This is a genomic window from Burkholderia sp. SRS-25 (assembly GCF_004343765.1).
Classification (GTDB): Bacteria; Pseudomonadota; Gammaproteobacteria; order Burkholderiales; family Burkholderiaceae; genus Burkholderia; species Burkholderia contaminans.
Map to the genome: position 1 here is coordinate 197630 of NZ_PTXM01000007.1, position 25945 is coordinate 223574.

Here is a 25945-nt window from a genome sequence, read left to right on the forward strand (position 1 = left end):
CAACAATCCACGATAATCAGTCCCCGTTTTCCGGAGCCGACATCTAGTCCAAATGGCGCGCAAGCATATTAAAATGGCCGCGCCGACAAAAAACTGCCCCTCCGCTGAGAGATTCCGAGGCTACATATGCAAATGTCCGAAATTGCGAGCTTCTTCCAGCTCCAGAGCAATCGCCTGTTTACGATTGAAACGCCATTGAAAGGTCGATCGGATCTCGTGCTCGTCGATTTCCATTGTACCGAGGGGTTATCTCAGAATTTCGAGATGCATGTCCGGCTCGCGTCGCAGGACAAGAATATCGAGCTGAAGAAGCTGATCGGCCAACCTGTGACAATCACGTTGCAGTTGACCGATGCGCTCGCCAGCTCCGAAGAGCGTTACTTCCACGGATACGTCGCAGCGTTTTCGCATCTCGATACCGATGGCGGCTTTGCGATGTACAGCGCAACGATCCTGCCGTGGCTCTGGATGCTCTCGCGCCGGCAGGACATTCGGATCTTTCAGGAAGAGAACACAGAGGCGATTCTCTCGCGCGTGTTTCGCGAGTACGGCAAGCTCGCTTCGTTCGAGTTCCGGCTCTCGAAGGGAACGCAGAATCGCAGCTATTGCACGCAGTACCGGGAAACGGATCTCGCTTTTGTCGAACGGCTGATGCGAGAGGATGGTCTGTTCTACTACTTCGAGCATGCGAAGGATGGGCACAAGCTGATCATCGCCGATAACTCGGTGACCGCGAAGCCAATCGACGGACGCAGTCCATCGCTGCAATACAACCAGGGCGAGGCGATGGACGATCTTGCCGTCATCACGTCATTTCAAGCACAGCGTCAGCTTGCACCGGACACGGTCGGACTGAAAACTTTCGACTACAAGATTCCTCATGCCCGGCGATTCGTGTCGGGTGGAACGGAGGTCAATCAAGGCGATGTACCGTCCTACGAGATCTACGACTACCTCGGCGAACATGGCTTCGCTGACAGCGATCGGGGTGAAGAGCTCACGCGCTTCCGGACGGAAGCGCTGGCTGCACACAGCAAGACGTTCGTCGGGGTGACGACGGGTCGGCGGATGATGCCGTGCCGATACTTCGAGCTAGACGACCACTACGATCACGCCAGCACCAAACAGGAAGACCGGCAATTCCTATTGCTGACTGTGTCACACACCGGCACGAACAACTATGAGCCCGGTGAGGGGAGTTCGGCGTATTCATGCAGCTTCACCTGCATTCGCAAGAAAATTCCGTACCGTCCGGCATTCGAAGGGGAGCGTCCGACGATCGTCGGGCCGCAGACGGCGATCGTCGTAGGTCCGAAAGGCGAGGAGATTTATACGGATAGTCTCGGCCGGGTGAAGGTGCAGTTCCACTGGGATCGTCTCGGCAAACGCGACCAAGGGAGTTCCTGCTGGGTGCGCGTGAGCCAGCCGTGGGCGGGTAGCGGTTTCGGGATGATTCAGATCCCGCGAATCGGGGATGAGGTGGTCGTGAGCTTCCTGGACGGAAATCCGGACCGTCCCCTCGTGACGTCGCGCGTTTACAACTCGCAGAACATGCCACCGTGGGCGTTGCCAGCCAACGCGACACAGAGCGGGATTCTGACGCGCTCGACCAAGACCGGTAACGTCAACACGGCCAATGCGATTCGCTTCGAGGATAAGAAAGGCGGGGAAGAGGTCTGGCTACACGCCGAGAAGGATCAGCGCATCGAGGTCGAGCACAATGAATCGCATTGGGTTGGCAACGATCGCACGAAGAACATCGATCACGATGAGACGGTACACGTCGGCCACGATCGCACGGAAACCGTCGACAACAACGAGACGATTCACATTGGGGTGGATCGTACCGAGACCGTTGGCAACAACGAGACGCTGACGGTCGGCGGCAACCGGAACGAGACGATCGAGGGGATGGAGAATCTCCTGATTGCACTGACGTCGACGGAGACGGTGGGGCTGGCGAAAGCCCTGACCGTTGGCGGCGCGTATACGGTGACGGTAGCGGGCGCGATCAACACGGCGGCCGGGCTTGCCAGCGCCGAGGAAGTGGGGCTGTCGAAAACCACGATGGTGGGCAAGACCTATACGGTTACTGCGGGCGATCGTATTGAGTTGCGAACCGGTAAAGCGTCAATCGTTCTCGAAAGCAGCGGACACATCACGATTAGCGGGACGAGCATCGACATTCTCGGTTCCGACGCGGTGAAGGTCGACGGCAAGACCGTCGATCTGAACTAAGTGCTACGACGATGGAGTTCCGTAACCTCACGCCCTTGCATGCGATGGCGTTCAATGCCGTCGACGTGCCGGGCAACGAAATCCACGTGGTGGCGCTCAAGGCGGCGTATCGGCTTGAGCCGGCGCCATCGTTTGACCCCGATGGCGATACACATCGTTGCGTGTTGCTGAGCGGTGACAACGCCGTCCCGTTGGCGATGGCAGACGAATACGAAGGCGAAACGGGTAAGAGCAGCGTGAAATGGGAAAGCGATCTCGCGCCGTTCAAACCGAAGTGTGATGTCCTGGTTCGAGCGACAGCACACGCCCCGCATGGCACGCCTGCGGCTTCGTGGGCCGCTCGCGTACGGGTCTTCGATGCCGGGACGATGGTCATCGACAAAGGACTGCGCGTCACGGGACCGCGCTCATTTACGAAGGGCTGGCGCGGGTGGAAGCTCGGTGAACCTGAACCGACACGAGCTGTTCCGGTGCGCTGGGAGCAGGCATACGGCGGCACGAGCCGCGTCGTCCTTGCGCAGAGCGCAAAGAGGGCGAACGCGGATCTTGAGCTGAACGAAGTCTGCTTCACCAACCCGCTGGGCCGCGGTTGGGTCGAGAAGCGCTTCCTCGATCGGGCGACCCATAAGGCGGTCGTCGCTTCGTTGTGGGCATCATCGATTCCAGGACCATTGCCGAAGATTGCCGAAATTCCGGCGCCGCAGATCGAAGCATGGGACGTTCCGATAACCAGTCTCGACGTTGCCGAGCACTCCGCTTCGGGGCTGGATGCCAAGCAGATGAAAGAGGTCGTAGCCCGCTACGCGACGACGCCTGTCGGATTGGGTGTTGTCGGTCGCGCGTGGACACCCCGTTTGCAGTTTTCCGGGACTTACGACGAGACCTGGCATAAGACAAGATGGCCGTACCATCCGGTGGATCATGACTTCCACTATTGGAATGGTGCGCCGGCAGATCAGCAGATCGAATGGCCTGCGCCGGGACTCGCCTTCGAGCTTGCCAATCTCGCGCTGCCGGAGCATACGCATGCAGGCTTTTTGCGTGCGAGGCTTCCGGGGCATCGCGCCCTTGTGGCGCTTCGCTTCAAGAGCGGGGAAATCGTGCCACTCGAGATGAAGCTCGACACACTTTTGATCGATACCGAAGAAATGCGCGTATCGGCTACATGGCGGGCGGTTTTTCCGTTGCAGCCGGCGGTGCGCGTGTGCGAGGCGCGTTTCGAACTGGATCAGCATGCGCCTCTGCTGCGAATGGCTGTCCCGAAAACAACCAGCGAACCGGAGGACGCGTGGCAGACAACGTAATGGCTCGCAAGGATGGGCAGTGGACCATCGTGTCGATGATGCCGGACGTATGCAAAACCCCCATGGGGAGTAGCACGCCGCCCGTACCTTATCCTGTCACGGCGAGCCTTGGCGATAGTCAGATGACGTCGAAGACGGTCTTTGCGAACGGGAATCCGATCGTGCGGTTCGATTCGAGTTTCGCGCCGGATACGATCGGCGATCAGGCCGGTGTGGCACATGGAGTCGAAAGCGGAACCGTTGGCGCCAAGTGCTGGCCTATCGACCATAGCAAGACCGTCCGGGTCGAGAGCAAGATGGTCGTGCGTCACAGCGATCAGTTCTGGATGAACGGCAATTACGTCGGGAAGGAAGCAAAGGCTGCCCGTTGGCGTGGTCGGAAGGCCCAGATTGCCGAGGCACGGGAGAAAGCTGCTTCGATGCCGCCGGGACCGGAGCGGAGCAAACTCGAAGCGGCGGCAAATCGCTTCGAGCAAAACAATACAGCCGTCGAAAAGGCGCGTTTGGCTGAGAACGTTTACCACCCGGGGCAGGCGGCGCCAGAGGGATGGACGAACGTCAGCGGCGACCCGGCGAAATTGGCTCAGTTCAAGTTGAAGCCCAACGATTTTTCGATACCGGGGACAAATTTTCGCGCGCAGGTCTACGAGCCCGATCCTGCAGTTTTCGGAAACGATTTCAAGACGCAGGTGGTTTTTCAGGGGACAGACAAGTACAAATGGTCCGACTGGGCCAATAACATCGCTCAAGGAGCCAATAAGAACTCGGCCTATTACGATCGTGCAGTCAAGATCGGGCGAGCGCTTGAGAAGAGTGGAACCGATGTGGACATTGTGGGGCATTCGCTCGGTGGCGGCATGGGTTCTGCCGCATCGCGCGCAAGTGGCTTGGCTGCGACCACGTTCAACGCAGCTGGCCTCAATCCGGCGACAGTAGCGCGCTATGGCGGGACGCCGGTGGCATCCGATATTCAGGCGTACCGCGTGGAAGGCGAGATCCTGACGAAGGTTCAGGAAGGCAGTCACGGCATGATGCCTACAGCTGTAGGCACGCCGCACATCCTTCCGGGAACGGGTGGTGCGGTCGCACGCCATGGCATGAACCAGGTCATCGATGGCATCGAAGCACAAAAAACAGCCGATCAGGCGACGATCGTTCAGGAGACTCGTCCTTGAGGACCAATACGACAACTTCGCCGGCCCGAAGCGTGAGGTACACGGCGCGGTGGCGGTGGATGGCTCTAGCCGCTGTCTCTGCACTAACAATCATCGTAAGTGGATGCAATATGAGCGCGAACTCACCCAGCAAGTATTTTGACGGCAGCTATCTGTCTGCTGCCAAGGCGATCAGCGATGGCGACGTTGCTCAACTGAAATCGGCGTTGTCCGGGATCGACGTGAACAAGCCCGGGCGACAAGAGATGACGTTGCTTTGGTTTGCCATCTCGACCAAGAATTTCCCCGCGATCAGCGAACTGATCGCGCATGGCTCAAAGCCGGACGCTCAAATTGTGGGGGGGCTGGGCAGCGCGATGTACTTCGCGATCACCAATGAAGACACTCGCTACCTGAAGGCCATGCTCGATGGGGGCTTGTCGCCGGATACGGTCGATAGCGATGGCACGAGTCTGTTGCAGCGGGCGATGGAAGGCAACGGCGCGATGGAGCGAGTCAAGCTGCTCGTCGAACATCACGCAAACATCAATCATCGCGACAGCATTGGCGGGACCGCACTGGATTCCGCGCTCGACGTCGCCAAGCCGGACATTGCGATTTTTCTCGTTGAGCATGGTGCCGATGTCAACGCCCATACGACGAACGGCGTGAGCGTGGCCTACTCCGTGCAGAAAGACATCGACGCACTGCAACCGGAGGCCAAGCAGGCCACGGTCACCGACATCTCGTTGGATAAGGATGGGCAACCGGTCAGAACGACACAGACGCCTCCCGCACCAGGGTTGTCGCCCCAGGGCAAGGAGCGCTTGGAAAAATTCGAGCGTCTGCGCGCGCTGATGATTGCGAAGGGGGCGAAGTTTCCGCCCGACCCGCCGGCGAAGGTTCGAGAACAGATGAGCAAAAAATAAGTCGGGGAGCGTACTGTGGGTGACAAGGGCAATACTGTCGGCAGATTGTACGGTCAGGCGTCGATGTCGAGCGCCCCTGCGTCTTCAGCCAATCCGCCGGTGAAAGCGGAAACACCAGAAGAGGAGGGTTGGTTCTCCAAATGGTGGGGCAATACGAAGCATGAGCTGAGCGAGGCCGCAGATCATCCATGGGAGGCGACGAAAGGCGCTGTCAAAGGGATTGCCAATATACCGTCCGATATTGGCGAGTTGCTGATCAAAGGCAGTACGCTCCAAACCGCAGGGCAAATGGAGCAGGCTGCGGCTATGCAAAGTGTGTTTGGGCAAACGCAGTCTGCTGAGGCGCTGATGCAGGGGGCGCAGGAAGTCAAGGCGAGTGCTGGCTCTATCGAGCTACCCAAGTTCCAGATGAGCAATGCGGCCCAGGCCGGCGGCGACAAGATTGCGACGGCGGCGTCACTTCTTGCTGGAGGAGCCGGGCTGGCCAAGGGCGGAGTCAGAGGTATGGCGGCCCTGGGTAAGGTTGGTGCTGCTGAAGGAGCTGAACTCAGTAAGACTGCCGCAGCCACCGGGAAAGTGCTCCGGACTGAAGGGACTATCGCAGAGGGCACCAAGGCTGCGGATGCAACAGCGGACGCTACTAAGGCGACAAAAGCGGCCGAGGGGGCAGGTGCCGGTAAAGCCACCGGAGACGGCGCTAAGATACTGCGCAACGGCTATTCGTACGAATTCGATGCACAAGGGCGCGTATCGAAGGTAGGAGGGAAGCTCAAGCTCAATAAGACCCAAGGGCGTAACGTGAAGGCGCAACGGGAAGCTGGCGGCGTCGACCGGCTACCAGATGATCAAGGCGGCCACTACATCGGACGCCGATTTGATGGGCCCACGGACGATTTCAATCACTTTGCGCAAAATGGCAACTTCAACAACGGTGCTTACAAATCCCTTGAAAACTCTTGGCAACGGTCGATAGAGCAAGGAAAATCAGTTGAAGTGGAGATCACGCCCACGTATGCTGGTGAGTCCTTGCGGCCGAGTGCGATTACCGTTCGCCAGTGGATAGATGGAATTCCGTCGGACCCTATCAAGTTCGGGAACAACATTGGCGGGAAACTTAATTGAGAGTCGAGAACACATGAATCAAGAAATTATTCCTGGCGCAGATGACATTTACCCGCAACTTGGACAGCTGATTTTCGACGCTATTCCGGAAGAATTTAGTATTGCATGGGTGCGCGTTGAGATGATCGATGACGTATCTTCTTGTGGGATGTTTTATAAGAAATCGAGCGGTCGTTTTCAGTACCTGAACGTTGGGTTGGATGATATTGAGGGAAAATTTGCGGAACTTCGGGAATTATTTAAAAAAGCCGGTCGTGAACCTTGGACCGGGGCGACGTTCCGGTTGTCCGAGGATGGCGAATTTTCGGTTGATTTGACTTATGATGATATTTCGGATTTCGGGCGTGCGTCGGAGCGCCGTGAAGTCTGGATCGCAAAATATCTCGGCGAAAATCCAGCAATCGACTGGCGATAACGGGGAGGGAAAAATCGATGGGACGGGAAATGAGGCGTCGAGTCGGTCGTTGATTATTGGAAGTTCATTCGCAGGGTGGAGTGTGCGAGATTGAAATTCCTTACCGGGTGCGCGATTAATCGAGACATGTTCTATCTGTCCAGTACTTTGGACGAGTTGGTGGCTACAGAAGACACTCCTGTTTCGCGGATGGTGTTTTGTCAACATCAAACGGCCGACAAATGGTTCTACCACGACCTTCCTGCGTGGCGTGTTGTGTCAACCTGCTACCCAAATCCCGCTCCCAATAGTGTCCGCAAGATCTATGCACTGAGTGAGCAGGGGGACGTCGAAAGTTACAGTCTGGATGGTTCGGTAATCGAGAAAATCGCGGATGCTGGCCTAGAGCCGGCGTCACCCAACTATGGATACGTTACGCGTATTCGAGAAATTGATGGTCACCTTTATGTTTGTGGATATGGTGGCCAAGTCTATAAGCACGACTCAGCGGGCTGGGCACATGTTGATGGCCAGCTTCTCCAGAAGAAAGTTGACATTGGTAGCATTGAAGATCCGAGCGAGTTACTTGCGGCATTGACGAAATCCACCGACGAAGCGATCGGTCTTATCGACATCAACGGTCTCGATGAGAAATCTATCTATGTCGTCGGTAATGATGGATACATGGCATTTTTTGACGGCACGAGCTGGACAAAATTGCCAAAAGCAACAGCAGCTCATCTCAATTGTGTCATGCCAGTCTCGGCCGATAGCGTTTGGGTCGCCGGAAGCAAAGGGACTTTGCTAAAAGGCAACTTTCAGACCGGCTTTAGTGCGGTGGCCCGGAAGAGCCTCAGTACGGACTTTTATTCGCTGGCGTGGTTTAACGATCGGATCTTCATCGGTGCCGGCGACGGCATCTATGAGCTCGATGAAAATGGACCACAAAGGTTGATGGTTAGCGACAAGTTTTCCTTGGACGGTGTTTCGACCGTGGAGGCGAAGGATAGTGTTTTATGGGTGTTAGCGTCTCGAAGGCTCGCCCGATACGACGGGGCACAGTGGGAAGTATTCGAAAATCCTCACAATAGTCCCTGAAGTCTGGGTAGGTTTCCCTTCCTAAACGTCCCGACCTGATGACGGTCGCAGGCTAAAGTTGTATCAGAGGCCGGAGGATTCGATGGACGTGACACTTCAGCTAGCCAATGCGTTCGCTTTATCGTACCAACGATTCCAGAAAGTGCGCGCGCGGTGGATCGAAGTTTCGACCGTGATCGGCGGGCTACTGCCCACGTCACTGCTGACTGTCTCGGTCCAACGGTGTGGCGAACTCGATGTTCTCGTTCGAGCGTTAGAGGATGAACGAGCTTCACCACATTGGGATGCGCGGGCAGATATTTCTGCGGGTTCGACCTCGCGTATCGTGATGCTTTCCGAGCTCTGGGTCGGATCCGCGTACGAGATTGTCAGGCTGTTGGACGAGCGCAAGCTAGCGCCGGCCAGCATGGACTTCACGGAGTTGCATGATGAACTTCGTACTATCCGCGTACCGGTCGAGAAGCACGAAATCGCCCGAGACAGGAAGCTGCAGGCCCCTTTAGAGTTTATGCGCGTTCCACCGCGTGTAGGAGACGAGCCGTTGACCCGCCCCCGATTTTAGTCCGGACTGCAGTTAGAGTCCAAGGTTAAAAACTGCTGCTTTGCATCGTGCGCCAAGGCGAACTGCACCGGCGTCAGATAGCCGAGTGAGCTATGAGGCCGCTCGGTGTTGTACTCGATACGCCATTCCTCAATCAGCCGCTTGGCGTGGCGCATTGAGACGAACCAGTGCTCGTTCAGACATTCGTCACGGAATCGCCCGTTGAAGCTCTCGATATAGGCATTCTCCACCGGCTTGCCAGGCACAATGAACGACAGCGTGACACCGGTTTCGTAGGCCCATGCATCCAGCACCTTACCAGCGAACTCCGGCCCATTGTCGACCGTGATGGATGCGGGTAAGCCTCGCATCTCCTTGAGCCGCTCGAGCACTTGCTGCACGCGTAGGCCCGGCAATGAAGTATCGACCTCGATGGCCAGGCACTCGCGCGTGTAGTCGTCGACCACGTTCAGGCATCGAGACCGCCGACCATAGGCCAGCCCGTCAGAAACGAAGTCCATCGACCAACTCTGATTCGGGCCTGTTGGTAACGGCAGCGGCATGCGCTCGACAGCTGCAATACGCTTGCGTCGCCGCCTGCGCACGCTCAGTCCCGCCTTACTGTACAGGCGCCAGATTCGCTTGTGGTTGGCGAAGCAGCCCTCACGCTGCAACAGCACGTGAATCCGGCGATAGCCGTATCGGCGCTTCTGCGCCGCGATGGCCATCATCCGGCCAGTCAGCGTTTCGTCGTCAACCCGGCGACGTGATTTGTAGCGGAACAGCGAGTGCGAAATCCCTACCAGCCCGCAGGCCCGGGTAACACCCATGGCGCGTTCGGTCATCAAGGTTCGGACCGCTTCGCGCTTGGCCTGCGGGCTTGCTACTTTCGGGCCAACAGGTCCTTCAGCGCGGCGCTGTCGAGCATTGATTCGGCCAACAGGCGCTTGAGCTTGTTGTTCTCCTGCGCCAGTTCCTTCAAACGCTGCGCTTCGGAGACCGTCATCCCGCTGAACTTCGCTTTCCAGTTCTAGTAGGTCGCTTCCGAGATGCCGTACTTGCGGCACTCCTCCGCCGGCTTCAGGCCAGCCTCGGCTTCCTTCAAGATGCCGATGATTTGCTCTTCGGTGAATCGCTTTTTCATTGCCGTTCCTCTCTGGAACGGACTCTACACCGTCACCGTACTAAACGCGGGGGGCAGGTCAGGTCACACGTTCGAATCGTGTAGGGCGGGCCAGCTTGATCCCTCGAAGACCTTCACCAGTCCGCCCCGGATTACACCCCCCCCCTCACTCAACCGTCACCGATTTCGCCAGATTCCTTGGCTTGTCGATATCCGCGCCACGCAAACACGCTGCGTGATACGCGAGCAGCTGCAACGGCACCACATGCAGGATCGGCGACAACAATCCGTAGTAATCCGGCATCCGCAGCACCGACACGCCTTCGCTGTTGTCGATCCGCGTATCGGCATCGGCGAACACATAAAGCTGGCCGCCGCGCGCGCGCACTTCCTGCATGTTCGACTTCAGCTTCTCGAGCAACGCGTCGTTCGGTGCGATCGTCGCGACGGGCATCGTGTGCGTCACGAGCGCGAGCGGCCCATGCTTCAACTCACCCGCGGGATACGCCTCCGCGTGGATATACGAAATCTCCTTCAGCTTCAGCGCACCTTCGAGTGCGATCGGGTAGTGCAGCCCGCGCCCGAGAAACAGCGCATTCTCGTGTTGCGAGAATTCCTCTGCCCAGCGCTCGATCTGCGGTTCGAGCCCGAGCACATCCTCGAGCGCACCGGGCAGCCGCCGCAATTGCATCGTGTAGCGCGCGAGCTGCGCATCGTCGACGTAGCCGCGCAGCCGGCCGAGCGTGACGGCGAGAATGAACAGCGCGACGAGCTGCGTCGTGAACGCCTTGGTCGACGCGACGCCGATTTCCGGGCCGGCCCGCGTCAGGAAGCGCAGGCCGGTCTGCCGCATCATCGCGCTGGTTGGCACGTTGCAGATCGCCAGCGTGTCGATATGGCCGAGCGCCTGCGCGTACTTGAGCGCGGCGAGCGTGTCGGCGGTCTCGCCGGATTGCGACACGCTCACCACCAGCGTGTTCGGCATCGCGAGTGCGTCGCTGTAACGGTATTCGCTCGCGATCTCGACCTGCGCGGGCACGCGCGCGATCGTTTCGAGCCAGCGGCGCGCGGTCAGGCCGGAATAGTGACTCGTGCCGCACGCGAGAATCAGCACGTTGTCGATCTGCTCGAATGCCCGCGCGGCGTCGGGGCCGAATACGGCCGGATCGAACAGCCCCGCATCCGGGATGGTCGCGGCCACGGCCTCCGGTTGCTCGAAAATCTCCTTCTGCATGAAATGCCGGTACGGCCCGAGTTCGACCGCGGCCTGCGCGGAGGAAATGGTTTGTACCGCGCGTTCGACCGGTGCGCCGCCACGATCGAGTACGCGCACGCCGCCCGGCGTCAACTCGACGATGTCGCCTTCCTCCAGAAAGATGAAGCGGTCGGTGATGCCGGCGAGCGCGAGCGCGTCGGAGGCGAGAAAGCATTCGCCGTCTTTCAAGCCGACGACGAGCGGTGAGCCGACCTTCGCACCGATCAGCCGTTGTGGCTCGTGCTTGCTGAACACGGCGATCGCGTACGCGCCGTGAAGCTGGGAAGTCGCTGCACGCACGGCGGCGAGCAGGTCGCCGCGATACTGGCTGTGGATCAGGTGCGCGACGACCTCGGTGTCGGTCTGGCCATCGAATTCGTAATGCGCATCGGAAAGTTGCTTGCGCAACGTTTCGTGGTTTTCGATGATGCCGTTATGCACGAGCGCGATTTCGTCGCGCGAGAAGATCGGATGCGCGTTGCAGGTTGCCGGTGCGCCGTGCGTTGCCCAGCGCGTGTGCGCGATGCCGGTGCTGCCGGTCAGGCCGGTGGTGCGCACGTGCGCGTCGAGATCGGCGACGCGCGACACACTGCGTTCGCGACGCGCCTGGCCGTTCACGACCGTCGCCACGCCGCATGAATCGTAGCCGCGATACTCGAGGCGACGCAACCCTTCAATCAGAATCGGGACGATGTCCCGTTGCGCGACCGCGCCGACGATGCCACACATGACACGTCTCCTCCCTGTTAGTCATCATGGACCGCGCACGCCGGTGCGTCAGCGCGATGCGGTTGCCGTTGCCGCTGCCGTCGTGAGTCCGCATCGAGCGGGGATGACGGGCGCGGCCATCCGGCTTTCGAATGCCAGATAAAGCGACTCCTCCAGTACGTTCCAGTGCGCGCCGTGCCGGTACGGGCCCGATCGCGCTTGCCAGCAGGCGACGTTGCCCCAATCGCCCATCTTGAGCGCAACCAGCGCGATCAAGCTCCACGGATAATCGGTGTTGGCGAGTTGCGGCCAGCTCCTGCCGTACTTCTTCATCCATTGCGCGTAGACCGTCTCGCCAGATTGTTCGGGAACCTGAATACCGGAAAGGAGCGGGAGAATCTGCGCGATCTTCGCCGGATAAAAACTCGTATCGCTGACCTGCTGCGTGCTCGCACGAAAGCCGGATCCGGCGCCGCGCCAGAAGACCTTCAGGATCGCGGATGCCAACTGGTCGGCGCGCTGGCTCCACGGTCCAGCATGCGTGTAGTCGGCGCGTCGGACGTAGTACGCCGCGAGGGCCTGGAACGCGCTGTGTACTTCGACGTTGTCCATCAGCAATGCGACATGCAGCGACGACGAGATCTGATAGACGCCGGAGGGCTTGTCGAGCAGCGTGTCCAGATGCACGCCGGCGCGGTTCAGGCTGAGCTCCCAGGCCGCGGGCAAGCCGTCGGGCGGCGCGAAGCGCGCGAGCAGTTCGATCCAGGTTGCCGTCATCGCGTCGTCGGTTTCCGCGTCGGCGCATGCGCGGTAGCGGCCATTCTTCACGCAGTAGCGATCGAAGCTGCCGTCCGGGCGCTGGCGAGGCAGCAGCCATGCGATCCACGCGACTGCAGCCTGACGGGCATCGAGTTGCGCGTCCGACGCGGCGAGCAGCGCCTTCGCCGCGAAATACGGGTCGATGCCGACGCCGTTCAGGCGCACGGTGATCGCACCGTCGGCGCGTTGGTACAGCCCGTTGAGGCGGAGTTCGGCGGCGCTCGCGTGCAGCGCGAAACCGCACGCAGCGATCCAGCAGGCGACGTGCCACAGGCGATACAGCGCGACGGTGGCCGCTACGCGCGAGCGTACGGTCGGGCAAAGCGCGGGCCGGTTCATGGTCGTGGGCTCCTGCGCGGCAGTCCTGTGCAATCGTCGCCGGGCGCGGCGTTGGCCGCGTCGCGCCTGGCGGGCGGGTCGACGTTGTGGCTCGGGTCTCCGTTATGCGGGTGAACCCGAGGCTGGTACCGATGCTTGCGTTCACGGGCCGGTTCCTTACTTCGGAGCGGGAACCTTGCTCGTAGATCGCACGTACTTCAACAGGGCGCGTCGGCACGTTCGGCGCGCTGGAGCGCTCGTCGTTCGCTCCACGCGGACCCGTTGCGTTTCCTGCCTGTCTCGTTGCCGGGGCGCCTCCGTTCGTCCGCTGCCGGACGAGTGTTTCGGGGCACACCCGTCTGTCATTAAGCAAGGCGTGAGCCATCGGCCGCGATGCCACGCACGGCAAGGGGCGGGGGTGGCGGGTGGGCGCTTGGCGCGAACGATGGCGGTGATTTTTGATTCAACGAAGAATCAGCGTGCGCACCGGCCGAATGCCTGCACGTGATTGGCGTCGCCGCATGTGCGTGTCGTGCGTCGAGCGGATCGTCTGCGGAACCTGAACCGCCTCGGCAGTGCGATGCCGCGCGGTGATGGGCATCGCGTCGTTCGTTGAGTGTGCGTAGGCTGGAATGCCCGTGCGCTTCATGAGGGCGCGTGCGTTGCATGGGCCGGACTTCGATGCATCAACCCCGTTCCGGACCAGCGTTACACATTCGCAACATTTCACACCCCGTCGATTCGTGCGACGTGCATGACGTTGCGTGTCGGGTTGATCCATCGAGCATGACCACGGCCAGACGATCGATCGCGCTGCCGGCTGCACAGACAAAAGTGGCGGATCAAGGAGGCGCAACGCGCTTCGACGGATGCGAGCGATTCGATGCGCAACGGACGCTCGACATGCGTTCGGGATTCGTCGGGCGACGCCGTCGAAGGGCTCGTGCGATTGCCTCGATGTTTGCCCGTATCGCGCTTGATTGGCGCTGCGATATGCGTAGCAGTTATGAAACATTCCGTCGCGCACCGCATGTGCGCGGTGCATGCAGTGTGAACCGGATACGGCCGCAGGGCGGCTGGTTTGAATATTGCTGTAGAGGAAAGGACGTGACGATCAGACGTGACGCCTGGCCAAGCGAGGAACGACTCATGACGTGACTGATCAAGCGCAACGGGACGCTGGTAGTACGACGATTCGCATGGCGTAGACCGCGCGAACTGGGCGGCGCGCTCGCTCCGCGACACCGCAGCGTGTCGACCGCGTGCGAGTACGGGAGGCGCCGCCTGAATACATGCTTCGCGCCACGAGCAGGGTCAATCAGCGCGAAACGGCTCAACGAGGATAACGATGAAAAAGATTTTGCTTGTGTTCGGGACTCGGCCGGAGGCCATCAAGATGGCACCGCTGGTGCGTGCATTGAAGGCACAAGCCGGTGTCGACGCCAGGGTATGCGTGACCGCGCAGCACCGAGAAATGCTCGATCAGGTGCTGACGCTGTTCGACATCAAGCCCGACTACGATCTCAACGTGATGCGGCAAAGTCAGACGCTGACCGACGTCACGACCGGGATTCTGCAGGCAATCGGCATCGTCTTCGACGAATTGCGTCCGGACGTCGTGCTGGTACACGGCGATACGACGACCACGCTGGCGGTCAGTCTCGCGGCGTTCTACCGCTATTTGCCGGTCGGGCACGTGGAGGCCGGCTTGCGTAGTGGTGACATCTGGTCGCCTTGGCCGGAGGAGCTGAACCGCCGCGTGACCGACGCAGTGTCGTCGTGGCATTTCGCACCGACCGGGCAAGCACGCGACAACCTGCTCAGCGAGGGCATACCGGGCGGGGCGGTCGTGCTGACCGGCAATACCGTGATCGATGCGCTGCACGAGGTCAAGCGCATGCTCGATCACTCCACGGCGTTGTCGGAGAAGGTCGCGGGACAGTTTCCGTTTCTCGAACCGTCGCGGCGCGTCGTGTTGATCACCGGGCATCGTCGCGAAAGTTTCGGCGAGCCGTTCCAGAATTTCTGCGACGCGCTGTGCACGCTCGCGAACCGCTATCCCGACGCGCAGTTCGTCTATCCGCTGCACATGAATCCGAACGTGCGGGAGCCGGCGCGCGCACGGCTCGGCCACCTGCCGAACATCTACCTGATCGAACCGCAGGAGTATCTGTCGTTCGTATTTCTGATGTCGCGCGCGCATTTCATCATCACCGATTCGGGCGGTATTCAGGAAGAAGGGCCCGCGCTGGGCAAGCCGGTGCTGGTCACGCGCGAGACGACGGAGCGGCCCGAGGCCATCCAGGCCGGCACCGCGCGGCTCGTCGGCACCGATCAGGAGCGGATCGTGTGGGAGGCGTCTCGTCTGTTCGACAGCGACAGCGCGTACGGGGAAATGGCGCATGCGAGCAATCCGTACGGCGACGGTCATGCGAGCGAGCGGATCGTTCACGCGCTGATGCGCAATCCGGGGGCATCCACGAAGGCGACGAGCTTTTCGATGGGCACGTCGGAGATGCCGTTCAACGCGCTCACGCTGGGCTTGCAGGCGTTGCGATCGCCGTGAGCGTGGTGGGTGCCCGCATGCCGTACGAGCGGGATGCCCGGCGATCACTTGAGCGCCGATCGAGGCCACGCAGGTCGGGAATCGTGCCGGGTCACCCGGCGCGCCATCGTTCCCGGCCTGCGTCGGCATTTCATTGAACCGCGTGCAATCGGCTTGAAGCACTGGCGCACGACGTGTGCGTCAGTCGGTCCCACTCGCATGGCAAACGTCATGCGTCATCGATTCCCTTTCTACATCTCCCCGATTTATCTCCGGCCCGTGCCGATATGCACCGGCGACGCAAAATTGCCGCACATCAGTTAGAGTTGGAGCCCGGGCGATTCCGCATACGATTGGGGCGTCCCTGAGCAATGTCGAAGCCGCCGGGGCCGAACGTGGCACGCAAGCGCTGCGATTCGAGTCGCCATTTCTGGCAGTCCCGACATGATCGCGTTGCCTGAGTGACGGTTTGCATGGGGCAGAATCCGGGCTGGTGCGGCCACGCTATCAATCCGGATCGCGTGTCCGACGGCCATCCTTGGCCAGCTGCACCGATAACAACGCATTGACCGCCGCTCCTGCCGGCGGAGCAGTCCACAACACGGCATCGGGCCGGCGCAGCAGTGCGCACCCGCCGCCGTTCGAATCCCCACCCGGCACCCGTGGTGCGATGCGGGCGCCTCGACCAGGAGGTGAACGATGATCACGCTGACCGTCAACGGTAGCGAGCAGCACTTCGACGGCAATCCCGACATGCCGTTGCTCTGGTATCTGCGCGACGTCCTCGGCCATACCGGCACCAAGTTCGGCTGCGGCATGGCGCTGTGCGGCGCATGCACCGTGCATCTCGACGGCGTTGCGATCCGGTCGTGCATCACTCCGGTCGCGGCCGCTTCCGGCAAGCGCGTGACGACGATCGAGGGACTGTCGACGAACCTCGATCATCCGCTGCAGCAGGCCTGGCAGGAACTGAACGTCGCGCAGTGCGGCTACTGCCAGTCCGGGCAGATCATGCAGGCCGCATCGCTGCTGAAGACGAATCCCCATCCGACCGACGCCGACATCGACGATGCGATGTCCGGCAACATCTGCCGTTGCGGGACCTACACGCGCATTCGTGCGGCGATCCGCCTGGCTGTACGCCGCGGAGGTGCCGCATGAGCGCGCCCGAACTCTCCGTCCATAACGAAAGCCGTCGCGCGCTGCTGCTCGGCTTCGCATCCGGCGGACTGCTGCTTGCGTTCGGCGTGCCGTCGCTGGTTCACGCGGCCGTGCCGGTGCAGCCGCCCGTCAGCGCGAATCCTCAATACGGCGGCGCCGGGATGCCGCACGGGTTGCGCGACGATCCGCACCTGTTCGTCGCGATCGCGCCGGACGGCACGGTCACCGTGACCTGCATCCGTTCCGAGATGGGGCAGGGTGTGCGCACGAGCGTCGCACTCGTGGTGGCGGATGAACTGGGCGCCGACTGGGCGCGCGTGAAGGTCGCGCAGGCCGTGGGCGACGAGCCGCGCTACGGCAACCAGAACACCGACGGATCGCGCAGCCTGCGCCAGAGCTTCGCCGCGCTGCGCCGCGCGGGTGCGGCCGCGCGCACGATGCTCGAACAGGCGGCTGCCGCGGCGTGGGGCGTCGATGCGCGTCAGGTCAAGGCGACGGTGCACGAGGTCGTCGACACGAAGAGCGGGCGCAAGCTCGGCTTCGGCGAACTGGCCGCGAAGGCAGCCGCGTTGCCGACGCCGGATCCGGCCACGGTGGCGCTGAAGGTGCAGGCCGAATTCCGTTATATCGGCAAGGGCGAAACGGCGCTGATCGACGGGCGCGACATCGTCGGCGGCCGTGCGCACTACGGGATCGACACGCGGCTCGACGGGATGCTGTATGCGGTCGTCGCGCGACCGCCGGCATACGGTGACACGATCGCATCGTTCGATGCATCGGCGGCGGAGAAGCTGCCGGGTGTCGTCAAGGTCGTGCAGCTTGCGCCAACACCGCTGCCGTCCGGTTTCCAGCCGCTCGGCGGCGTGGCCGTCGTCGCGCGCGATACGTGGACGGCGATCCAGGCGCGCGCGCAACTGAAGATCGACTGGAAGCACGGACCCAACGCGAACTACGATTCCGCCGCGTATCGCGAGACGCTCGAAGCGGCTGCCGCGCAACCGGGCGACGTGATCCGCAACGACGGCGATGCAGCGGCAGCGCTGGCCGGTGCCGCAAAGCGCGTGCGCGCGACGTATTACATCCCGCATCTCGCGCACGCGACGATGGAGCCGCCCGCGGCCGTTGCACGCGTGGCCGACGGCCGCTGCGAAGTGTGGACCTGCACGCAGGCGCCGCAGACCACGCGCGACGAGGTCGCGAAGGCGCTCGGGTTGCCGACGGAACGCGTGACGGTCAACGTGACGCTGCTCGGCGGCGGTTTTGGCCGCAAGTCGAAGCCCGACTACGTGGTGGAGGCGGCGCTGCTGTCGAAGGCAGCGGGCGCGCCCGTCAAGCTGACGTTCACGCGCGAGGACGACATCGCGCATGACTATTTCCACGCAGTGTCGCTCGAGGCGTTCGACGGCGGGATCGATGCATCGGGGAAGGTGGTCGCGTGGCAGCATCGCACGGTCGCGCAGTCGATCCAGTCGACGTTCAGGGCAGGTATCGTGCATGAGCAGCCGGGCGAGCTCGCGCAGGGCATCGCGGACCTCCCGTTCGCGATTCCGAACGTGCGGATCGAGAATCCCGCCGCGCAAGCGCACACGCGGATCGGCTGGTTCCGCTCGGTCTACAACATCCCGCATGCGTTCGGTATCCAGAGTTTCGTGTCGGAGCTGGCGCACGCGGCCGGTCGCGACCCGAAGGATTTCCTGCTCGAACTGATCGGGCCCGCGCGGCGTTTCGAGCCGCACATCACGGTGAAGAACGCGAACTACGGCGAGGATCCGGCGCTGTATCCGATCGATACCGGCCGGCTGCGGCGCGTGGTCGAGACGGTCGCGCGCGGAGCAGGCTGGGGGCGCAAGCTGCCGAAGGGCCACGGGCTCGGGATTGCCGCGCATCGCAGCTTCGTGTCGTACACGGCGGCGGTGTGCGAGGTGCAGGTCGATGCCGACGGCAAGATCACGGTGCCGCGAGTCGACATCGCGATCGACTGCGGGCCGCAGGTCAATCCTGAGCGTGTACGCTCGCAGCTCGAGGGCGCGGTGGTGATGGGGCTCGGCATTGCGCTGCACGGCGAGATCACGTTCAAGGACGGCCATCCGGAGCAGAGCAACTTCAACGGCTTCCAGGTGCTGCGCATGAACGAGGCGCCGCGCGAAATCCGCGTGCATCTCGTCGCGCCGGACGATTTTTCGACGCCGCTCGGCGGTGTGGGCGAGCCGGGCCTGCCGCCCGTTGCGCCGGCACTGACCAATGCGATCTTTGCGGCGACCGGCACGCGCATCCGCAGCCTGCCGGTTGCCGATCAGCTCGCGAAGCCCCGGCCAGGGTGACACAATCTCCGGGCCGGGCCGCATCGTGCGGCCCGATACGCAACCATCCTTGAACAAGGAGTGTCGACGTGGCCTCATCCGATGTCAGCGTGAAGCAGGCAGTTTCCCCCACCGAATGGGACGCGCGAGTCAATCTGGCGGCGGCTTACCGCCTCACCGCGCTGTTCGGCTGGGACGATCTCGTGTTCACCCATATTTCCGCGCGCGTGCCCGGCCCGGAGCATCACTTCCTGATCAACCCGTACGGCATGATGTTCGACGAGATCACGGCGTCGTCGCTGGTGAAGGTCGATCTCGACGGACGCAAGGTGTCCGAATCACCTTACGAGATCAACCCGGCCGGCTTCACCATCCACAGCGCGGTGCACGCGGCTCGCGACGACGCACTGTGCGTGATGCATACGCATTCGATCAACGGCGTCGCCGTGTCGGCGCAGGAGGGCGGCTTGCTGCCGCTGTCGCAGCAGTCGCTCGGCGTGCTGGCGTCGCTCGGCTATCACGACTACGAGGGCATTGCGCTCAACGAGGCCGAGAAGGCGCGCCTTGTGCACGACCTCGGCGCCAACACGAACCTGATGCTGCGCAATCACGGCCTGTTGACCGTCGGTGCGACGCCGGCAGACGCGTTCGTCGCGATGTATTTCTTCGAAGCGGCCTGCATGATCCAGGTCCGCGCGCAGGCAGGCGGCTCGGCGCTGCTGCCGATCGCGCAACCGATTCTCGACGGCATCAAGCAGCAGATCGCCGCGGTGACGCGCGGGATGGGCGCCGGGGCGCTCGTCTGGCCCGGCTTGCTGCGCCGCCTCGATCGGCGCAATCCCGGTTACGCGGACTAGCGGATCCGTCGTTGTCGTTTTAGAACGACCGTGCTAAATTCCTGCCAGCACTTTCAGTCAGGCAACCCTTCATTCGGCTGACGAAGCCGGCCCCGGGAGGCAGCACGATGAGCTTGTTGATGTCGCGACGCGATCTCGCGTTCCTGCTGTATGACTGGCTCGACGCGGAAGCGCTCGTTGCGCTGCCGCGTTACGCCGAGCACGGTCGCGAGACGTTCGACGCGGTGCTCGACACCAGCGAGCGGATTGCCGAAGACCTGTTCGCGCCGCATGCGGCGCGTGGCGATCGCGAGGAACCGCAGTTCGACGGCGAGCGCGTGACGCTGATCCCGGACGTCGCACCGGCCGTGCGCGCCTTTGCGGACGCCGGGCTGATCGCCGCGGGCCATGACGAAGCGCTCGGCGGCATGCGCTTGCCGAAGCTGGTCGAAGCCGCATCGTTCCTGTTCTTCCAGGCCGCGAACATCGCAACGTCCGCCTATCCGTTCCTGACCGCCGCCAACGCGAACCTGCTCGTCGCGCACGGCAGCGCCGCGCAGATCGACGCGTTCGCGCGCCCGGAGCTGGAAGGGCGCTACCTCGGCACCATGTGCCTGTCCGAGCCGCAAGCCGGGTCGTCGCTGTCCGACATCGCGACGCGTGCGGATTTCGAGGGCGACTCGCCGTTCGGCCTGCGCTACCGGCTGACCGGCAACAAGATGTGGATCTCGGGCGGCGAACACGAGTTGACGGAGAACATCATCCACCTCGTGCTCGCGAAGATTCCCGACGAACATGGCCGGCTGCTGCCCGGCACGCGCGGCATCTCGCTGTTCATCGTGCCCAAGTACCTGCCGGGCGCTGACGGCGCGGCCCAGGGCGAGCACAACGACGTGGTGCTGGCCGGGCTGAACCACAAGATGGGCTACCGCGGCACCACCAACTGCCTGCTGAACTTCGGCGAAGGCACGCGCTACCGCCCGGAAGGGCGCGCAGGCGCGATCGGCTATCTGGTCGGCGAGCCGAACCACGGCCTCGCATACATGTTCCACATGATGAACGAAGCGCGCATCGGTGTCGGCGCGGGCGCGGTGGCGCTCGGCTACACGGGTTATCTGCACGCGCTCGACTATGCGCGCAACCGGCCGCAAGGGCGCCCGCTCGGCCCGGCGGGCAAGGATGCCGCCGCGCCGCAGGCGCCGATCGTCGAACATCCGGACGTGCGGCGCATGTTGCTCGCGCAGAAGGCCTATGTCGAAGGCGGTCTCGCGCTGATCCTGTATTGCGCGAAGCTGGTCGATGAAGCACGCGCGCACGACGATGCGGACGTGCGCGCCCAAGCCATGCGGCTGCTCGACATCCTGACGCCGATCGCGAAAAGCTGGCCGTCGCAGTGGTGTCTGGCTGCGAACGACCTCGCGATCCAGGTGCACGGCGGCTATGGCTACACGCGCGATTACGCGGTGGAGCGGCTCTATCGCGACAATCGTCTCAACCCGATCCACGAAGGCACGCATGGGATCCAGGCGCTCGACCTGCTGGGCCGCAAGGTTGCACAGGACGATGGCGCGTTGCTGCACGCACTCGATGCGCGGATCGGCGCGACGGTCGAACGTGCGCGAACGCTCGATGCCGGCCTGCGCGAACAGGCCGACGCGCTGGCGCGGCGCTGGGCGCGGCTCGTCGAGGTCACGCGGCAACTCGGCGCGATCGGCGATCCGCAGGCGCGGCTCGCGAACGCGAGCGTCTATCTGGAAGCATTCGGCCATCTCGTCGTTGCGTGGCTGTGGCTCGACGTGACGCTCGCCGCACACGGGCACGCCGACGATTTCCACGACGGCAAGCGAGCGGCGGCCCGCTATTTCTTCAACTGGGAATTGCCGAAAGTGGATGTGCAACTCGATCTGCTCGCGAGCGTCGACACGACGACGCTCGACATGCGCGACGCGTGGTTCTGATCATTGTTTCACCGACATTCCGGAATGCAGACGATGTCGCGGATGCCGAATATCGTCGGCTGCTGCGTATTCGCCGTGAACCGGCCGTGCGGGCGTGCCCCGCGGGATGACTCGATGCGCGGCGACGCCGCACAAGGAGAGAGACGAACATGAAAGCCCTGTTGTGTACCGCATTCGGCCCGATCGACAGCTTGCGCATCGAGGACGTGGCGATTCCCGAACCGGGCGCGGGTCAGGTCCGGGTCCAGGTGAAGGCCGCGTCGCTCAATTTCCCCGACGCGCTGATCGTCCAGGGCTTGTACCAGGTGAAGCCGGCGTTGCCGTTTTCGCCGGGCGCGGAATTTGCCGGCGTGATCGACGCGGTGGGCGAGGGCGTGACCGCGTGGCGGCCGGGTGATTCGGTGGTCGCGTTCACCGGGCACGGCGGGTTCGCGCAGCAGTGCGTAGCCGATGTGCATCAGATTGCCGCGCTGCCGACGGGCATGACATTCGAGCAGGGCGCGGCGCTCGTGCTTGCGTACGGCACGTCGCTGCATGCCTTGCAGCAGCGCGCGCGGTTGCAAGAAGGCGAGACGTTGCTCGTCCTGGGCGCGGCGGGCGGCGTTGGCCTCGCCGCGATCGAGATCGCGAAGGCGCTCGGCGCGCGCGTGATCGCGGCGGCGTCGAGTGCGGACAAGCTGGCGCTGTGCCGTGAAGCGGGCGCCGACGAGACGATCGACTATGCGACCGAAGACCTGCGCCGCCGCGTGGACGAGTTGACCGGCGGGCGCGGTGCGGACGTCGTCTACGATCCGGTGGGCGGGGCCTACAGCGAAGCGGCGTTGCGCGCGACCGCGTGGCGCGGCCGGTTCCTCGTGGTCGGCTTCGCGGCCGGCGAGATCCCGAAGCTCGCGTTGAACCTGGCGCTGCTCAAGGAGCGCGACATTCTGGGTGTGTTCTGGGGCGATGCGGTGCGCCGCGATCCGAAGCAGCACGTCGCGAACATGCGCCTGCTTGCCGAATGGTTTGCGGCCGGCAATGTGCGACCCGCAATCACCGAGCGTGTGTCGCTGGCCGATGCGGCCGATGCGATCGCGCGGATGGCCAACCGGCAGGTGAAGGGCAAGGTGGTGATCCTGCCGGACGCGTGACCGGCTTTCCGCGCGTGGCGTGTCGCGTTTCGGCACACGCTGCGCGGCTGCGCTGAGGCGCTCATGTGGGTTACGCGATCTGCTGCGGAAGGGCCACAACCCGCTGCCCGAGCGCACGATGCCGGTCGGCCGCGAAGTGGACGCCTTCGCGTGCGAACCGCTCCAGTACGCCGGCACGCGTCATCGGGCGTGTGCCGTGCGTGTTCGAATCGCCGTAGCGGAGCACGGTTTCTCCGTCACCGGCATTTCCTCCGCCAATCGTTCAGTCGTTCAGTCTTTCGGCAAGCGCAGCACGTCGAGCGCATGCTGTGAGAATTCGACCCAGAACCGCTCGTTCGCGATGCCGGCCTGCAGGACCAGGTGCTGCAGGCGCTTCATGCGCGAATCCTCGTCTTCCGAAAAATCGCGCGCCTCGATCTGCAGATACAGGTCGAGCTTCTCCTGGTGCAGCGCGATGCGCCGCCTGATTTCGTCCTCGAGGCCGGCCGGGCCGAGCACCGCTTCCGCACGCAGGCGCACCATCAACGCTTCGCGCAGCGGCGTCGGATCTTCCTGTTCGGCGATCCAGCGGCGCAACTCCTTCTTGCCGGCCGGCAGGATCCGGTACGCGCGCTTGCGGCCGCGCCCCGATTCGGCCGGCAGCGATTCGATCCAGCCCGTTTCCTCGAGACGCCCCAGCTCGCGATAGATCTGCTGGTGCGTCGCCTGCCAGAAATAGCCGATCGAGCGATCGAAGCGGTCGGCGAGTTCGGAGCCTGAACCCGGGCGTTCGGCGAGAGCGGTGAGGAGTGCGTGGGGCAGGGACATGTCGGATCGGAGGAGGCCGCGGAATGAACCGCATCTTGCCATATCGGGGCCACAGTACAAGGAGATGAGCGCGTTTATGCAACGGGTTGCATAAACGAAAGTGGTCGACTAACATCTGTGCAACTTGTTGCATAAAAATGGAGACACCCCATGACGTCGCGTTATCCGCATCTGACGACCCCGCTCGAGCTCGGCTTCACGTCGCTCAGGAACCGAGTGCTGATGGGGTCGATGCACGTGGGCCTCGAGGAAGCGCCTAACGGCTTCGAGCGGATGGCGGCGTTCTATGCGGAGCGTGCGCGCGGCGAGGCCGGCCTGATCGTCACGGGCGGATTCGCGCCGAACGAGCGGGGCCGTCCGGCGGCCGGCGGCGCGATGCTGACGACCGAAGCGGAAGCCGAGCGTCATCGTGTCGTGACGCGCGCGGTGCATGCGGCCGGCGGCAAGATCGCGCTGCAGATCCTGCATTTCGGGCGCTACGCGTATCACCCGGCACTCGCCGCACCGAGCGCGCTGAAGGCGCCGATCAACCCGTTCACGCCGCATGCGCTGAGCAGCGATGAAGTCGACGAGACGATCGGCGATTTCGTCCGATGTGCGGCGCTCGCGCAGCACGCGGGCTACGACGGCGTCGAGATCATGGGGTCCGAAGGCTATCTGATCAACGAATTCGTCGCCGCGCGTACGAACCATCGCGACGACGCATGGGGTGGCGCCTACGAGAACCGCATCCGCTTCCCGGTCGAGATCGTGCGACGCGTGCGCGAGCGCGTCGGCACGAACTTCATCGTCATCTACCGGCTGTCGATGCTCGATCTCGTCGAAGGCGGCTCGACGCTCGACGAAGTGATCCGGCTCGCGCAGGCGATCGAAGCGGCCGGCGCAACGATCATCAATACGGGCATCGGCTGGCACGAGGCGCGCATTCCGACCATCGCGACGAAGGTGCCGCGCGCCGCTTACGCCTGGGTCACGCGTCAGTTGATGGGCAAGGTCGGCATCCCGCTCGTCGCGACCAACCGGATCAACACGCCGGAAGTCGCGGAGCAACTGTTGGCCGACGGCTACTGCGACATGGTGTCGATGGCGCGGCCGTTCCTCGCCGATGCCGAGTTCGTCCGCAAGGCGCGGGAAGGGCGCGCGGACGAAATCAACACGTGCATCGGCTGCAACCAGGCCTGCCTCGACCATACGTTCAGCGGCAGGATCACGTCGTGCCTCGTGAATCCGCGTGCGTGCCATGAAACCGAGCTCGTGATTCGCCCCGCCAGGCAGCGCAAGCGGATCGCCGTGGTCGGCGCCGGGCCGGCAGGCCTCGGCTTCGCGGTCACCGCGGCCGAGCGCGGTCATGTGGTGACGCTGTATGAAGCCGGCGCGGAGATCGGCGGCCAGTTCAATGTCGCCAAGAAGGTGCCCGGCAAGGAAGAGTTCAACGAGACGCTGCGCTATTTCCGCCGGCAGATCGAACTGCGCGGCGTGACGCTCCATCTGAACACGCGTGCGACCGCCGAGATGCTGCTGCAACGCGAATTCGACGAAGTGGTGATCGCGACGGGCATCGTGCCGCGCACGCCACCGATCGACGGTGTCGGGCACGCCAAGGCGCTCGGCTACCTCGACGTGCTGCGCGACGGCAAGGCGGTGGGCCGCAATGTTGCGATCGTCGGCGCCGGCGGGATCGGCTTCGACGTCGCGGAATATCTCGTTCATCGTGCGGGGGCCGAGCACGTCGACGCGGACCGTTTCTTCGCCGAGTGGGGTGTCGACCCGTCGTATGCGAACGCAGGCGGCTTGCGCCATGCGCGGCCCGAGCCGGCGGCGCGGCAAATCCATCTGCTGCAGCGCAAGGCGTCGAAGGTCGGCGACGGGCTCGGCAAGACCACCGGGTGGATTCACCGCACGGCGCTGAAGGCGCGCGGTGTCGGGATGTCGTCGGCGGTGACCTACCGGCGCATCGACGACGATGGCTTCCACGTGACGATCGACGGCGTCGAGCAGACGCTGCCGGTAGACAACGTCGTGATCTGCGCGGGGCAGGAGCCGCTGCGCGAACTGGCGGAGCAACTTGAGGCCGCCGGGCGCAAGGTGCACGTGATCGGTGGCGCGTACGAAGCGGCCGAGCTCGATGCGAAGCGCGCGATTCACCAGGGCACGACGCTGGCCGCCACGCTTTGAGACCGATTCGTTTCTTTTCCGCCCGACGAT

20 protein-coding genes and 1 pseudogene are annotated in these 25945 nt (G+C 63.0%); 15 read left to right on the forward strand and 6 right to left on the reverse strand.

All coding sequences use genetic code 11. From position 1 onward, the window contains the following. Positions 1-126 precede the first annotated feature (126 nt). The 8 genes from tssI to C5O79_RS11225 all read left to right on the forward strand — a co-directional run bounded on the left by tssI (position 127) and on the right by C5O79_RS11225 (position 8801). Complete coding sequence (tssI, locus tag C5O79_RS11190; RefSeq protein ID WP_122473773.1) at positions 127-2238, forward strand: type VI secretion system tip protein VgrG; 2112 nt, start codon at positions 127-129, stop codon at positions 2236-2238. A gap of 11 nt (positions 2239-2249) precedes the next feature. Continuing rightward, a complete protein-coding gene (locus C5O79_RS11195) occupies positions 2250-3542 on the forward strand; it encodes a DUF2169 domain-containing protein (RefSeq protein WP_122473774.1) in 1293 nt (430 codons plus the stop codon). Next, the gene (locus C5O79_RS11200; RefSeq protein ID WP_085509601.1) at positions 3527-4717 is read left to right on the forward strand and encodes a PAAR-like domain-containing protein; all 1191 of its coding nucleotides are present in this window, start codon (positions 3527-3529) and stop codon (positions 4715-4717) included. Before C5O79_RS11195 ends, C5O79_RS11200 begins: the two co-directional genes overlap by 16 nt. 110 nt (positions 4718-4827) lie before the next feature. After that, the gene (locus C5O79_RS11205) at positions 4828-5625 is read left to right on the forward strand and encodes an ankyrin repeat domain-containing protein (RefSeq protein ID WP_122473775.1); all 798 of its coding nucleotides are present in this window, start codon (positions 4828-4830) and stop codon (positions 5623-5625) included. 15 nt (positions 5626-5640) lie between these two features. Further along, positions 5641-6747, forward strand: coding sequence for a DNA/RNA non-specific endonuclease (locus C5O79_RS38375; RefSeq protein ID WP_205746228.1), 1107 nt, complete (start codon positions 5641-5643; stop codon positions 6745-6747). A gap of 13 nt (positions 6748-6760) precedes the next feature. Next, positions 6761-7162: an immunity protein YezG family protein gene (locus tag C5O79_RS11215; RefSeq protein WP_163008966.1), complete on the forward strand. Its 402-nt coding sequence runs from the start codon at positions 6761-6763 to the stop codon at positions 7160-7162. Between the two features lie 126 nt (positions 7163-7288). Continuing rightward, on the forward strand, positions 7289-8239 hold the full coding sequence (locus C5O79_RS11220) for a hypothetical protein (RefSeq protein ID WP_131931371.1): 951 nt from the start codon (positions 7289-7291) through the stop codon (positions 8237-8239). Positions 8240-8321: 82 nt separating this feature from the next. Beyond that, the gene (locus C5O79_RS11225; protein ID WP_131931373.1) at positions 8322-8801 is read left to right on the forward strand and encodes a hypothetical protein; all 480 of its coding nucleotides are present in this window, start codon (positions 8322-8324) and stop codon (positions 8799-8801) included. On the opposite strand, the pseudogene C5O79_RS11230 reads toward C5O79_RS11225, so the two are convergent. The 4 genes and pseudogenes from C5O79_RS11230 to C5O79_RS11245 form a co-directional block, all read right to left on the reverse strand. Continuing rightward, a pseudogene (locus tag C5O79_RS11230) lies at positions 8798-9924 on the reverse strand (IS3 family transposase). The gene C5O79_RS11225 and the pseudogene C5O79_RS11230 overlap by 4 nt on opposite strands. 145 nt (positions 9925-10069) lie before the next feature. After that, positions 10070-11887 carry a glutamine--fructose-6-phosphate transaminase (isomerizing) gene (glmS, locus tag C5O79_RS11235; protein WP_046545380.1) on the reverse strand — a complete coding sequence of 606 codons (1818 nt, stop codon included), beginning with the start codon at positions 11885-11887 and terminating at the stop codon, positions 10070-10072. A 48-nt stretch (positions 11888-11935) separates the two neighbouring features. Continuing rightward, positions 11936-13024: a hypothetical protein gene (locus tag C5O79_RS11240; RefSeq protein WP_047850421.1), complete on the reverse strand. Its 1089-nt coding sequence runs from the start codon at positions 13022-13024 to the stop codon at positions 11936-11938. 442 nt (positions 13025-13466) lie between these two features. Further along, positions 13467-13652: a hypothetical protein gene (locus C5O79_RS11245; protein ID WP_047850420.1), complete on the reverse strand. Its 186-nt coding sequence runs from the start codon at positions 13650-13652 to the stop codon at positions 13467-13469. A 699-nt stretch (positions 13653-14351) separates the two neighbouring features. Here C5O79_RS11245 and wecB point away from each other — a divergent pair. From wecB to C5O79_RS11275, 6 genes are all read left to right on the forward strand, one after another. Beyond that, entirely contained in the window at positions 14352-15569 is a 1218-nt protein-coding gene (gene wecB, locus C5O79_RS11250; RefSeq protein ID WP_122473779.1) for a UDP-N-acetylglucosamine 2-epimerase (non-hydrolyzing), read from the forward strand. Between the two features lie 678 nt (positions 15570-16247). After that, a complete protein-coding gene (locus C5O79_RS11255; RefSeq protein ID WP_046545383.1) occupies positions 16248-16709 on the forward strand; it encodes a (2Fe-2S)-binding protein in 462 nt (153 codons plus the stop codon). Next, positions 16706-19030, forward strand: coding sequence for a xanthine dehydrogenase family protein molybdopterin-binding subunit (locus C5O79_RS11260; protein WP_122473780.1), 2325 nt, complete (start codon positions 16706-16708; stop codon positions 19028-19030). The genes C5O79_RS11255 and C5O79_RS11260 overlap by 4 nt, the downstream gene beginning before the upstream one ends. 68 nt (positions 19031-19098) lie before the next feature. After that, a complete protein-coding gene (locus tag C5O79_RS11265) occupies positions 19099-19866 on the forward strand; it encodes a class II aldolase/adducin family protein (protein ID WP_046545385.1) in 768 nt (255 codons plus the stop codon). A gap of 107 nt (positions 19867-19973) precedes the next feature. Next, positions 19974-21803, forward strand: a complete 1830-nt coding sequence (locus C5O79_RS11270; protein ID WP_122473781.1) for an acyl-CoA dehydrogenase — start codon at positions 19974-19976, stop codon at positions 21801-21803. 149 nt (positions 21804-21952) lie between these two features. Next, the gene (locus C5O79_RS11275; RefSeq protein WP_122473782.1) at positions 21953-22933 is read left to right on the forward strand and encodes an NADPH:quinone oxidoreductase family protein; all 981 of its coding nucleotides are present in this window, start codon (positions 21953-21955) and stop codon (positions 22931-22933) included. Between the two features lie 70 nt (positions 22934-23003). Here the strand turns inward: C5O79_RS11275 and C5O79_RS11280 are convergent, their stop codons facing one another. Together C5O79_RS11280 and C5O79_RS11285 are read right to left on the reverse strand one after the other, a co-directional pair. Next, positions 23004-23159 (reverse strand): hypothetical protein, encoded by a 156-nt coding sequence (locus tag C5O79_RS11280; protein WP_174924513.1) that lies wholly within the window; start codon positions 23157-23159, stop codon positions 23004-23006. 44 nt (positions 23160-23203) lie between these two features. Further along, on the reverse strand, positions 23204-23740 hold the full coding sequence (locus C5O79_RS11285) for a PadR family transcriptional regulator (RefSeq protein ID WP_174242091.1): 537 nt from the start codon (positions 23738-23740) through the stop codon (positions 23204-23206). Positions 23741-23890: 150 nt separating this feature from the next. Here C5O79_RS11285 and C5O79_RS11290 point away from each other — a divergent pair, with 150 nt between their 5' ends. Further along, on the forward strand, positions 23891-25915 hold the full coding sequence (locus C5O79_RS11290; protein WP_122473784.1) for an NADPH-dependent 2,4-dienoyl-CoA reductase: 2025 nt from the start codon (positions 23891-23893) through the stop codon (positions 25913-25915). Positions 25916-25945 lie beyond the last annotated feature (30 nt).